General features: G+C 43.9%; 11 protein-coding genes. 6 read left to right on the top strand and 5 right to left on the bottom strand.

Going from position 1 to position 12,671, the window contains the following annotated elements; all coding sequences use genetic code 11:
- From MF542_RS05915 to MF542_RS05900, 4 genes are all read right to left on the bottom strand, one after another.
- Positions 1-539 (bottom strand): hypothetical protein (locus MF542_RS05915; protein WP_247016953.1); only part of this gene is annotated, 539 nt, incomplete at its 3' end.
- Between the two features lie 669 nt (positions 540-1,208).
- Positions 1,209-1,958 carry a subclass B1 metallo-beta-lactamase gene (gene bla / locus MF542_RS05910; RefSeq protein ID WP_247016951.1) on the bottom strand — a complete coding sequence of 250 codons (750 nt, stop codon included), beginning with the start codon at positions 1,956-1,958 and terminating at the stop codon, positions 1,209-1,211.
- Positions 1,959-2,082: 124 nt separating this feature from the next.
- Positions 2,083-2,535, bottom strand: coding sequence for a GIY-YIG nuclease family protein (locus MF542_RS05905; protein WP_247016949.1), 453 nt, complete (start codon positions 2,533-2,535; stop codon positions 2,083-2,085).
- Positions 2,536-2,609: 74 nt separating this feature from the next.
- Entirely contained in the window at positions 2,610-3,077 is a 468-nt protein-coding gene (locus tag MF542_RS05900; RefSeq protein ID WP_247016947.1) for a YHS domain-containing (seleno)protein, read from the bottom strand.
- Between the two features lie 340 nt (positions 3,078-3,417).
- Between MF542_RS05900 and MF542_RS05895 the strand changes: the two genes are divergently transcribed.
- From MF542_RS05895 to MF542_RS05885, 3 genes are all read left to right on the top strand, one after another.
- Positions 3,418-5,283, top strand: a complete 1,866-nt coding sequence (locus tag MF542_RS05895; protein ID WP_247016945.1) for a methyl-accepting chemotaxis protein — start codon at positions 3,418-3,420, stop codon at positions 5,281-5,283.
- A 155-nt stretch (positions 5,284-5,438) separates the two neighbouring features.
- Positions 5,439-6,197, top strand: a complete 759-nt coding sequence (locus tag MF542_RS05890; protein WP_247016943.1) for an ATP-binding cassette domain-containing protein — start codon at positions 5,439-5,441, stop codon at positions 6,195-6,197.
- Positions 6,194-7,675 (top strand): glycine betaine ABC transporter substrate-binding protein, encoded by a 1,482-nt coding sequence (locus tag MF542_RS05885; protein WP_247016941.1) that lies wholly within the window; start codon positions 6,194-6,196, stop codon positions 7,673-7,675. Before MF542_RS05890 ends, MF542_RS05885 begins: the two co-directional genes overlap by 4 nt.
- Here the strand turns inward: MF542_RS05885 and MF542_RS05880 are convergent.
- Complete coding sequence (locus MF542_RS05880) at positions 7,672-8,250, bottom strand: hypothetical protein (RefSeq protein ID WP_247016939.1); 579 nt, start codon at positions 8,248-8,250, stop codon at positions 7,672-7,674. The two genes, MF542_RS05885 and MF542_RS05880, sit on opposite strands and share 4 nt — an antisense overlap.
- A 294-nt stretch (positions 8,251-8,544) precedes the next feature.
- Between MF542_RS05880 and MF542_RS05875 the strand changes: the two genes are divergently transcribed.
- The 3 genes from MF542_RS05875 to MF542_RS05865 all read left to right on the top strand — a co-directional run bounded on the left by MF542_RS05875 (position 8,545) and on the right by MF542_RS05865 (position 12,656).
- Positions 8,545-8,922, top strand: a complete 378-nt coding sequence (locus MF542_RS05875) for a hypothetical protein (protein ID WP_247016937.1) — start codon at positions 8,545-8,547, stop codon at positions 8,920-8,922.
- A gap of 83 nt (positions 8,923-9,005) precedes the next feature.
- Positions 9,006-9,545: a prepilin peptidase gene (locus MF542_RS05870; RefSeq protein ID WP_247016935.1), complete on the top strand. Its 540-nt coding sequence runs from the start codon at positions 9,006-9,008 to the stop codon at positions 9,543-9,545.
- Positions 9,546-9,764: 219 nt separating this feature from the next.
- Positions 9,765-12,656 carry a hypothetical protein gene (locus MF542_RS05865; protein WP_247016933.1) on the top strand — a complete coding sequence of 964 codons (2,892 nt, stop codon included), beginning with the start codon at positions 9,765-9,767 and terminating at the stop codon, positions 12,654-12,656.
- Positions 12,657-12,671 lie beyond the last annotated feature (15 nt).

The following is a 12,671-nucleotide window of genomic DNA, read 5'->3' as shown; positions in this document are numbered from 1 at the left end:
GTGCCGCCCTGAAGGGCGGCAACGACACCGAGAGACGCTTCGGTTATCATCATAATCAGCGAGAGAATGATAGCACCCCATTCAAGAGCTGTTTTGTTATCTGAGGAACGGCATAGGACGAATGCAGTAAGAAGTGCGGCGGCAGACGCATAGAAAGGAACGATGGCCTGGCTGACACCGATATGTGGGAAAACTGACCAACTCACATAGACGCCAAACTCAAGGGCTAGTGTTATGCCAATGAGATAAAATGGATTAATATTGAATTTACCGCGGAGAAAATATCCCCATAGCCCGCTACTGGTCATGGATAGGGTGAGAAAATTAACGATGAGCCAATAATAAGCTCCGGGGCTAAACCAGAGCATTGATGCAGCAAAAGTTATTACCCATTGGATAAAGCCGATCAAAAAAGTAACGGCCCAAACCAATGCATGAGGAGGTTTGTTGAAAGTACGCCAGGCAGCATAGAATAAAACAGAAAACAGAAGGCTTGTTATAATCAAAGTTGATATAAGTATCGTTATGCTGTCTGCCATTTAACTTATACTCCGCGCTAAACTCTTTCCCCCGTATGTACTCAATTATCAACGGTGTATTTTTGATAATCAGTTGCACCCTATCGCTACGAAACTGTCACCAAAACTCAAATATTGTATTAATTTGTATTACTAAAATCTGGAGCGTTGAAAAGTATCGGAAGCAAACTCACGGTTCTTGTGACGAACTTTAAAATTTTACGAAATTTGTAGAAAAACTGAGACATTTTAATACATTTAATCGCTTGAGATTTAAGCTCAAATCGCCGCAATTTAGCACCCGACAGTCACGATGATTATTCATGCCCCCATAGCATGGTTTTCTGAAAGACCGTTATGCATTCATCGAGGATACTCCGGTGAATGTATTATCAATGTAACTGAGTGATACCCCAAAAGCTCAGATCACATAGCTGGTGCTTTACGTGGAATGGGTACGCGTAAATTACAAACCGCGTATTGCACCAGCGCACTATTATTTACCGCAATTGTTTTAGAATACGTACAAATTGGTACAAATTCTGGTTGGTTAAACGTTATTTTCACGCGGTATAAATAGCCTGGCTGTTAAGGCTGTTTACCATTAGAAAGCCACTTGATACAGGGCTCCATGTCACAAGGAATGTGCGTTGGAGCCCTTTTTTTATGAAGTGCGAGTGGGCCTGATTATTATTCGGAAACAGTGTGTTGAGCTAATTTTATAGTATGATCTAATAATTTTCGACCGGAAGGGTCCCCATGACTTGGAACTATAAGGCGAGTATCTGGAAAGCGGTTTGCAACATTTTTAACTGAAGTCGCCCAGGCTTTGATATCGGCAGTTGCGGTGTTGCCGAGAGAGTGAGATTTCCCAGGCCTTATCAGACAGCCGCCAAAGAGTATATTAGCTGTTGGTAAGGCTACTACGATGTTATCACGGGTATGCCCTCCGCCAGGATAAAATATTTTAATGCCATCGAAGGCCGGGTGTGCTGCAACAGCATCACCATTTGAGAGAATTTGGAGATTATATTCTGCAGGCGTTAAATCTTCGTTCGGAGCGAACTGATTTGAAAGTGGGTGTGCAAAAGTTTTAGCACCTGCGTCAATAACGGCTTGTACACCTCCCATTTTGTCATCATGGGCATGAGTGAAAACGGCTGCGGTCACGGTAGTTTCAAGCTCTTCATGTACCCAATTTAGAATATGTTGGGTCTGAGTATTATTCCAGCCAGTATCAATAAGAAGAGCGCCTTCTTTAGTCAGAACTATCAGTCCGTTTGATCGAACTTTACCCCAATTTTTTGTCTTATGATATGTGGTATGCATCCATATATTTTCTGCCAATTTCGTATAAAGAATGCCTTTGTATTCTGTTGATTCTGCAGCGGCAGGTATATAAAAAAGCGACAGGATAAAAAATATAACCAGTTGTTTCATAAAACGAGCTTTCTGAGGTTCTTGTAGAAAGCATAAAATATAGGGAATGTGGTAAAGGTAGGGCGCAGCTATTTAGTTTGTTGAATTGATGTGCGGCAGGATATTAGAAAACCTATTTCTGAAATTATTGAGTGTTAACAACTTCAAGAAGGTGGCTTGGGCACTCACGGCAATCTGAACTACCAAACCCCTTAATTGGAACCCTGAAAGCTTCTGAAGTTAAGAGTGTTGAAGTAAGGCTGCATTCGCCGCCACCAGGAAGGCAAAGGCATTTAACAGTTTCTGCTTGAGTTGTCAGGTGATCAATATGCCAATGGATTTTTTTGTCTTTTGAAAGGTGGCGTTTCACACGTGCTTTTATACCGCCAGAACCATTTGCACTGCCAGCATATATATAACGGCCTTTTTCCAACAGGTGACTGCCAAGAGTTTTGTGATTGAGCTCAAATGATGTCTGTAAAGTAAGCAGAAGTATGTAACTCCCCTTTTCTTGAGGGGCTTCTTCTACAGTTTTCCAATCTAGCCAGCAGGAAGGCTTTGAAGGGATACTCAATATCTTTTCAATAAAGGCTTCCATGCTGAGATTTATAGCATGTTGAAAAGAGAAGGTAATAAAAAAGCGGCTGATTAAGCCGCTTTTCTCTAAATCTGTTATTCAAGTCTTTCTTGAACTTCCGGCCAGTTTTCATCACCGCGTTTGATAAGGCCCGGGATATCTTTCTCCCATTTTTTACCAATTGATTTATCGTAGTTTACATAAAGCTTGTTATCGACAATCTTCCAAACTTTTGGGCTTCCTGGTGCAGGGCTGCCGTGTGCTACGGCCCATGCGCAGTAACCACCATATTGAGGAGCATATTTTTCAGGGTCGGCTTTAAAAAGATCTCTGTTTTCAGCAGAAACGAAAAGCCATTTTGCGCCTTTATATTCTGCCACGAATTCTTTTTTACCTTTAGTAGCTTTGCCCACTGTAAAGTAAGCAACTGTATCATAACCGTTCAAGGCATGTTTCCATGAACCACCAAAAAGGCCTGGTTTAGATAGGTTGATTTCACCATCCGCATAAGCTGCAAGTGAAAAACTGAATAATACAGCCACTAATGTAAGAATTTTTTTCATATCTGATTTTCCCGCAAATTAGATCATGTTCGCTTAGTAAACTAATCTTTAGATGGATGACATAACAGAAACATTTGCGTGTGTGGCATGTTATTAAACGATTAATTGACAACGCTTTTTCGCTCAGGGCGAAGTATCGGCCATTGGAAAAAAGCCAATGCTGTACAAATTATGAGTGTCCCCAAAATTATTTCCTTTGCAACCAATTGTTTGATTGCAAAGGAGAAATCATTGGTTAGTTAATCTATTGTTTACGAAATAATGCGATACAGAGTGTAACGCGGGGGCGAGTAAACGGAGCTGTATTCAGTTTTGGTATTAACTCGTGTGGAGTCGGACTGTGTTCGATATTTTGAAAAAACGCTCAGGCGTAACAACTAATGAAGCTGAAGCCGTTCTCAAGGCGATTTCTCTTTCTCAGGCAATGATCGAATTTACGCCGGATGGCAGAATTCTCACTGCAAATGCGTTATTTGAAGAAGCTATGGGTTACAGCCTTGCTGAGATTAAAGGCCAGCATCACAGTATGTTTGTGGATGCGAATTATAAAGCTTCTCAGGAATATAAAGACTTCTGGAAACACCTCGCCTCGGGCAAAGATCATTCTGCTATTTTTAAGCGCTATGCAAAGGGTGGCAGAGAGATTTGGCTTCGCGCAATTTATGTTCCTGTATTCACAGCTACCGGGCGCGTGGAAAAGGTTGTGAAGTGCGCGACAGATGTTACTGAATACTATACCGGTAACATAGATTCCTCTGGGAAAATTGATGCTCTTAACAGAGCACAGGCTGTTATTGAGTTTACCCTTGATGGCACCATCATAACTGCCAATGACAACTTTCAGGCTGCAACTGGTTACAGCCTAGCCGAAATTCAAGGCCAGCATCACAGTATGTTTGTAGGCGAAGAATATAAACATACTGCTGAATATGCTGATTTCTGGCGTGCACTGGGTAGCGGTGAATTCAAAAATGGCGAATTCAAACGCTATGCAAAGGGTGGGAGAGAAATATGGTTGCAGGCAACATATAACCCCATTCTTGATGAGAGCGGCAAGCCGTTCAAAGTGGTGAAGTTTGCTTCTGATATTACTGCGCAGAAACTGAAAAATGCAGATTATGAAGGCAAGCTCGCAGCTCTTGATAAAGCCCAGGCAATTATTGAGTTTGAATTAGACGGCACCATCATTACGGCCAATGAAAATTTCACCAATGCTGTTGGGTATTCGCTTGATGAGATCATTGGTCAGCATCACCGTATTTTTGTTGAGGCGTCAGAACGAGAATCTGAGGCTTATAAGAATTTCTGGCAAGCTTTAGGTAGTGGCGAATATCAGGCTGGTGAATACCGACGGGTTACCAAAGCTGGGCAAGAGTTGTGGTTGCAGGCAATTTATAACCCGATTTTTGATCCAGACGGCAAGCCGTTCAAAGTGGTGAAGTTCGCCACTGATATTACTGATATGATAAAAACGCGAACAGAGCGTGAGCAAATCAGTGCTATGGTTGATGAAAACATGGAGCAAATTTTAGGATCTGTTTCTGATGCTAATACGCAAGCAGGTTCAGCGGTTGCAGCATCCCAGCAGACAGAAACGACTGTACAGACAGTGGCTTCAGCTGCTGAAGAATTGAGCTCTTCTTTCCAGGCTATCGCAGAAAGTGTTTCTTATGCTCGGGTTGCCGTTGATAAAACGTTTGGCGAGGCGGAATCTGTTGGTGCTTCCACCACGCAGCTTAGTGATGCAGCTGAAGCGATGAATAAGATTGTAACGCTCATTGAAGATATTGCCGCTCAGATTAACCTTCTTGCTTTGAATGCTACGATCGAGTCTGCTCGGGCCGGTGAAGCAGGTAAGGGCTTTGCTGTTGTGGCATCGGAAGTGAAAAATCTGGCAAATCAGGTTGGTGATGCGACAAATCAGATTTCTGATGAAATTGAACGTATGCAGACGGTTTCTTCTGATGTTGTGGGGCGCTTAACCGCCATTAAAGGTGCGGTAAGTGAAGTGCAGGAAAGTGTGACAGGTATTTCTGGTGCTGTTGATGAACAAAACAGCGTAACCCGGGAAATCTCCACAAGCATGCAAACAGCTGCTGGCGCCGTGGCTGAAATTAATCAGAGTTTGAATATTCTTTCTGACAATGTGGAAACCGCGAACCGCTATGCCAAGCAGGGCATTGATATGTACCGCAGTATGAATTAATCGCTGTTATATTGGATTTCGAAAGGGAGCTTTGGCTCCCTTTTTTATTGCTGTCTCATTAAAGGTGGGAAAACAGTGGTAAGCCCATCGTTTACAGCCTAAGTTTCCTGTAAGAGTAACAATCAAAGGCAGTGAACATTTGTTCCCGAAAGCTTGTGGTATCAATTTTTGAAATCCAGTCTGTAACAAAATCCTTCGGTGAATTTACCGCGATCAAAGATGTGTCGCTAGACCTGCCTGAGGGTAAGGTAACCAGCCTTATTGGGCCTTCGGGATGTGGGAAGTCAACGCTCTTAAAATTGATGTTGGGGCTTGAACAAGCGGACCAAGGCAGCGTGAGATTTCGCGACAGTGAGGTTTGTGATCTTGACCTTGAAAAGTTTCGACAAAAAATAGGGTATGTGATCCAGACTGGTGGTTTGTTCCCACATTATACTGCACGGGAAAACATTATCTTAATGGCTCAATATCTCGGTTGGCCGGCCAACGAGATTGATATGCGTCTCGAGGAATTAATCAACCTGACCAGTTTTCCTGTGGGCGGGTTGGATAAATTCTCCGGTGAGCTCTCTGGCGGACAGAGACAGCGAGTAGCGCTTATGAGAGCGCTTATGCTTAAGCCCGATGTTCTGTTCCTTGATGAGCCTCTCGGCGCTCTTGATACGATCATTCGGCATGATCTACAGACAGATTTGAAGCAGATATTTTCTAAACTGAACATGACCGTTGTGCTGGTAACCCATGATATGGCGGAGGCCGTATATCTTGCAGATCATCTTGTTCTTATGTCTGAAGGGGGTATCGTTCAGCAGGGAAAACTTGCTGATATGGTACACAAGCCCGCTGATCCATTTGTAACGCGGTTTTTGACGGCTCAACGTCATATCAACGATATGCTGGAGCAGGCGAAATGATTAGATTTTGGTTCAGTATAGTGCTGTTTCTTTCATCATTTAGTGCAGTGCACGGAAAAGATGAATTGGTAACTGCTTCAAAGACTTTTACCGAAAGTGTGATCCTCGGCGAAATGTTGGCGCAAGTTGCAGCAACGAGTGGACAGGAAACCAGACATTGGGCGGAGCTGGGCGGAACGCGCGTTATATGGGAAGCACTACTGGCTGGTGAGGTGGATGTATATGTTGATTATACAGGCACTCTTACTAAGGAAATATTGGCGCTGGAGGAGTCGGTTTCTTTCTCGGAATTGCAAACCATCCTTGCAGATAAATACGAAGTAGGGCTCTCGGCTCCGCTTGGTTTTTCTAATTCCTATGGTGTCGGCATCAGAAAGGCATATGCCCTGGAGCATAGCCTGTCGAAGATTTCTGATCTAAAAAAAGTGCCAGATATGAAAATGGGCTATAGCCCACCCTTCATGAAACGCAATGATGGATGGCCGGAGTTGCGTCGACGTTATGGTCTAAACCAGGAACCAACGGGCTTAGATCATGATCTAGCTCTTGCTGCACTAGATAGTGGTCAGATTGATGCAACAGACATCTATACCACTGATGCAGAGATCGCTTTTTATGGATTAACGGTACTGGAGGATGATTTGGAATTCTTTCCCGATTATTCTGCTGTTGTCCTTTACCGTAAAAGCCTTGAGCAAGAAGCCCCAAATGCGCTTCGTGCAATGTTAACCCTTGAAGGTAAAATTACTGCCGAACAGATGCAGGCACTCAATAAAGCTGCGAAAATCGATCAGATATCAACTGCAGAGGTTTCGGCAAGCTTTCTTCATGAAACTCTGAATGTTTCTGTGCAGGTGAGGCAAAAGACGATTTGGTCCGAGATCATGCGCCATACGGGCGATCATCTTATTTTAGTGGGGCTGTCTCTCCTGTCAGCTATTATAGTGGCTTTACCACTTGGGATATGGGCAACAAAATCCCCTAAGCTTGCGTATATTATCATGCCAGTGGTTTCTATTGTGCAAACAATACCATCCTTGGCACTTTTTGTTTTCCTGATTCCTCTACTGGGTATCGGCTTTGCCCCTGCGTTCTTCGCCTTGTTTATATATAGTCTGCTACCAATTGTAAGAAATACTCACGCGGGCCTTTCAGCTATTCCGAGGGATATAATTCAATCTGCTGATGCTCTAGGGTTGCCAGCTGGGGCAAGGCTTCGGTTAGTTGAGCTGCCTATTGCACTGCCTTCTATATTAGCAGGGATTAAAACATCTGCTGTTATTAATGTGGGTACGGCTACACTTGGCGCACTTATCGGTGCCGGAGGGTATGGGCAGCCCATTATTTCGGGGATTCGTTTGGCGGATACTGAGCTGATTTTAAGTGGCGCGGTACCAGCAGCGCTTATGGCGCTCATTATTCAATATGGTTTTGATGTGCTGGAAAGCAGGTATGCTTCAAGAGGATTAAAGCTTTAAGCTGCGAATTCTTTAGTGAGCAGGTCCAAAACCTGTTGGCGTGCACGCTTGTAAATCAATTTACCCTGTGTATCCACATCATGAGAAATTGCAGTTTGTAGCTCGACCATCTTCGCAAAGAAGGGTGAGCTTTCACGTTCTGTCAGGATGCTGCTAAGTTCTGTGCCTTCAAAATAATTAAGGTACACAGTAGCGAGCATTTCCGTCCATTCAGCTTTATTTGAAAGCTGAGCGCGTTTGATAGCTGTAACAACTTTTTCTTTTACAGCCTCAAATCCGATGCGATTGATAGCGTCCGTCACTTGTGCAGATGTTTTCACATCATTTAGAAGCAAGAGCGAGAGGTTTTTATCAATACCGGCATATTGGATAAAACGAATTGCAGTTTCTTGTTGAGACCGTTCAAGACCGAATGAGTATGGTGACACGGTTTCAACAGGGCGTTTAATACTTTTGGGTGCAGCCGCAAACAAAGCACCACTTGCAGGTGCTGCAAAGGCAGAAACCGATACTGCAGAAATAGCCAGCAAGCTTATCGCAATGCGTTTAATTCCAACTGTAAAATCAAGTGTCATATTACGGTCTACAAAATAAGTAATTTAATGCTCTGAGCACTAGCTAGACCGAAAAATTATGTATTTCAGCTTTTTTTTGCTACTGTCATAAAAAATTCACATGGGAATATCCGAATCAGTTCAATTTTGATTAAGTTATTGATTTTATTAACTTCGGTTTGTAACAAAAACTGAAAAAAAATTTATCCTTTCCTTTCAATCCCTTAAATATTGCATGGCACATATAAATCTTTTCTGTTACATATAACTGTAACAAAAGTGTTGATAATAGTAAGATTGCCGAAAGGGAATATAATGAAAATGAAAACGATCGGTACCATCCTAAGTGTTACAATTCTGTCAGCTACTGCAATGGCTTCTGACGCAGGATTCGCACAAGATAATAAAGCAGACACAAATAATTATGCTGCCAAAGAACTGAAAGCGCAGGACTGGTCTAGCGCTGAAACAGCTCTCCTTGGTAAAAGCTTTGCTAAAGAAGATGATGTCTTCGCAAAACTTAACCTAGCTTTCGTATACAGCACAACTGGCCGTCAGACGGAAGCAGTAGCAATGTACAAGGAAATCCTTAACGGAAAGGAAAACCCTTATGCGCTTCTTCGCAGCGGCAAAACAAACCGTGTGAAAACAATTGCGAAAAGAGCTCTTCGTCGCCTCGGTGAGCAAGGCTAGTATTAAAACCAGTTTCCTTATCTCGAGGAAGTTTGCTAAAGAGGGTGCGCATAGGTTGCGCGCCTTTTTTATTGCGTGCCGACATGGGAATAAATGGTGCTGGCGTGACATTTCCTTACAAACATATCTCTAGCTATTTATTGTTACTGCCTGGATTGGCACTTTTATTTGTAACAAAACCAACCCTTGTTGGGCTTGTGCTGTTTCTGCATCTCTATGTGCTAACTCTTTTTGATCTTCATACAATGCGACTGCCGAATCTGTTGAACGGTATGCTTTTTCTATCAGGCCTGTTGTTTATCTGGTTTCTTGAGCCTTGGCTGATTGAACCTCACTTAATTGGGGCGCTGGTAGGTTTAATGTTTCCAGTGCTTCTTAATCTTGCTTACGAAGCTATAAGGGGAAAGAGCGGTATTGGCATGGGGGATGCGAAGCTTTTGGCTGCTGCTGGCATGTGGCTTGGCTGGTATAATCTCCCATTTGTTCTGTTGATTGCGTCTGTGGTTGCGCTTCTTTTCGCAGTGATCCAAATTATGCTTAAAACGGATGTAACATTACAGAGTCGGATTCCATTTGGCCCCTTCATTTGTGGGGGAATCTGGAGCGTGTGGTTGATATTTTAATTTAGAAATTGTATTCTTTGATATGAGCCATAATAAAATATTTATATAAATCAATTACTTAAATAATTGTTACAGATTGTAACACTATAGAAAATTCACTGAAACCAAACTGAAACATTTCTAATCTAGGTCCTTCCTCGGGAGCCGGTACGTGTTGTGTCGGTAATTTCGCTTGTTTCTTAAAAATACCGAGCCGATGAGCTTCGTACGGGGAAAACGATGAAGAACCATAAGATCATTAGGAATACGCTGCTGGCAGCTGTTGCATCAGTAGCTCTTGTTGCATGCGGCGACGATAGCACGGAGCTTCAGTCTCCGGGCACGGTTGCGCCAAACCCAGGTACTGGCGGTAACGGTGGAAATGGCGGTAACGGTGGCAATGGTGGTGGTAACACTGGCAGTTCTGTGACTGATCGTGCGGGCCGAGAGGTTTCATCCGCAGGTAATTGTCCTACTGGCACAGAATCTGTTTCTGTTGGGGACGCAACACATTGTCGCCTTTCTGGAACAATTACTGATGATGTTACGCTGACATCAGATAATATTTATCAGATTTCAGGTCGTGTTGCGATTGGTGTTGATGTAGGTGCTGACGGTAATGCTGCAGCTGGTGATGACGCAACATTGACGATTGAGGCTGGTACAACTCTATATGGGCCGACAAACACGGATGTGCTGATTATCTCCCGTGGTTCTGAAATCCAGGCGAATGGTACAGCGAATAACCCAATCGTTTTCACATCCGGTCTTGATCTTGGTTTGGCTTCTGAGCTTGGCTTGAATGCTCCTGCGGCTTTCAGCGGCGCACTTCTTGATGAGCCATTCACTTCAGAGTGGGGTGGCTTGATCCTGAACGGCCAGGCAACAATCAACACATGTAATGGTGTTGGTCTTCCTTGTGAAGCTGAAGGCGAAGGCGATAGTGGTCTTTACGGCGGTTCAGATGATACGGACAGCAGCGGTAGAATTCGCTATGCACAGATTAAATACGCAGGTAACCCAATCACTGGTGATGACGAGCTTAACAGCTTGGCACTTCAGGGTGTTGGTTCCGGTACAGAGCTAGAATTTATCCACATTCATAACGGTGCGGATGATGGTATTGAGTTCTTCGGTGGTACAGCGCAGGTTAAATACCTTGTTCTAACTGGCTCTGATGATGATAGCCTTGATTGGACACAAGGCTGGCGCGGTAAAGCACAGCACGTTGTTATCATTCAGAACCCAGCTCAGGCAGCTTCTGACCAAGGTATCGAAGCTGATAACCTTGGTAACAACAACGATTTCACACCACGTGCGCAGCCACAGCTTTCCAATATGACAATTGTTGGTTCAGCTAGCCGCGGTGGTGAAAGCGATATCGGTATGCTTCTTCGTGAAGGTACTGGTGCGAATATCTTTAACACTGTTGTTTCCGATTTTGGCGACGCTTGTATGGATATTGACGATTCAGCAACATTTGCAGCTGCTGGTTCAAGCGCGACTAACCTAACTGGTACACTTACAATTCAGTCAACACTTCTAAGCACGAACTGTAATGAAGTGTTCAATACAGATAGTGATAACGCATTTGATCTAGAAGCGTATTTCACGAACCAATCAAACAACGAAGTTGGAGCAACAACACTTTCCAACTTGTTTGTGAATGGTTCTGCTGAAAATGCTGTAACAGCGACAAATGTTGCGGCAACAGATGCTTTCTTTGATACAGCAAACTTCGCTGGCGCAGTTCGTTCAACAGATGCTGCTGATAACTGGACATTGAACTGGACTTACGGTTTGAACCCGGCTCCTGAGTGTCCTACTGGCACGACAGATAACGGTGATAATACCTGTACAATTCCAGAAGGCACATACACAGAAGATATGCGCCTTGTATCTGGTCTAGACTACATTCTTGGCGGTCGTGTACAGTTTGGTGTTGATATGGGTCCAGATCCAGCAAGCCCTGCCGCTGACGGTGACGCTGCAACACTGACAATTGAGCCTGGTGTAACAATCATGGGTCAGAACCTGACTTCAGTATTGATTATCTCCCGCGGTTCACAGTTAAACTCAAACGGTACAGTTGATGCGCCTGTTACATTTACAGCGCTAGACCCTGATACACGTAACCTTGACAGCGATACATCTCTTTGGAGCGGCATCGTGATTAACGGCCGTGCAACAATCAACACATGTAACGGTGTTGGTCTTCCTTGTGAGGCTGAAGGCGAGGGCGATAGTGGTTTGTACGGTGGTACAGATGATAACGATAGCTCAGGACAGATGTTCTACACACGTGTAGTTTACGCAGGTAACCCAATCACAGGTGATGATGAGTTCAACAGCATCGCATTCCAAGGTGTAGGTTCAGGAACAACTGTTGATTATGTTCAAACACACAATGGTGCGGATGATGGTATCGAATTCTTCGGCGGTACAGTAAACGCTAAGCACCTTGTAATCACTGGTTCAGATGATGACAGCCTAGACTGGACACAGGGCTGGCGCGGTAAGGTTCAGCATGTTGTGATCATTCAGAACCCTAACCAGGCTGCTACTGATCAGGGCTTCGAAGCTGATAACCTTGGTAACAACAACGACTTCCTACCACGTGCACAGCCAATGATTGCTAACTCAACAATTATCGGTGCTGGTGAAGCTGGTGGTGAAAGTGATATCGGTATCCTTCTCCGCGAAGGTACAGGTGCAAACCTTTACAACACTGTAGTAGCTGATTTTGGTGATGCATGTCTTGATATCGATGATGCTGCAACATTCACAAACGCTGGTTCAAGTGCAACTAATCTGACTGGTAACCTGACTATGGTTTCCTCTCTGCTAAGCACAACTTGTTCGGAAGTGTTCAACACGGATAGCGACAACGCATTCGATCTTGAAGCTTGGTACACTAACCAATCAAACAACATTGTTGTGGCTGACACTCTCGTAATTGCGGCTGGTGGTGATGCTTTCAAAACATATATCAACGGTGCAACAGAGAACGGTGCAACAGCAACAAATGTTGCGACAGTTAACAACTTCTTCGATGCAGTAAGCCATATCGGTGCTGTACAGAATGCTGCAAATAACTGGGCCGCTGGTTGGACAGTTTGGATCAACGAATAAGCCTTTAGACAATAA

Source organism: Kordiimonas laminariae (genome assembly GCF_023008165.1).
In the GTDB taxonomy this organism is placed as follows: Bacteria; Pseudomonadota; Alphaproteobacteria; order Sphingomonadales; family Kordiimonadaceae; genus Kordiimonas; species Kordiimonas laminariae.
Note: the sequence above shows the minus strand (reverse complement) of the source record. Positions and strands in the feature narration are given on the sequence as shown.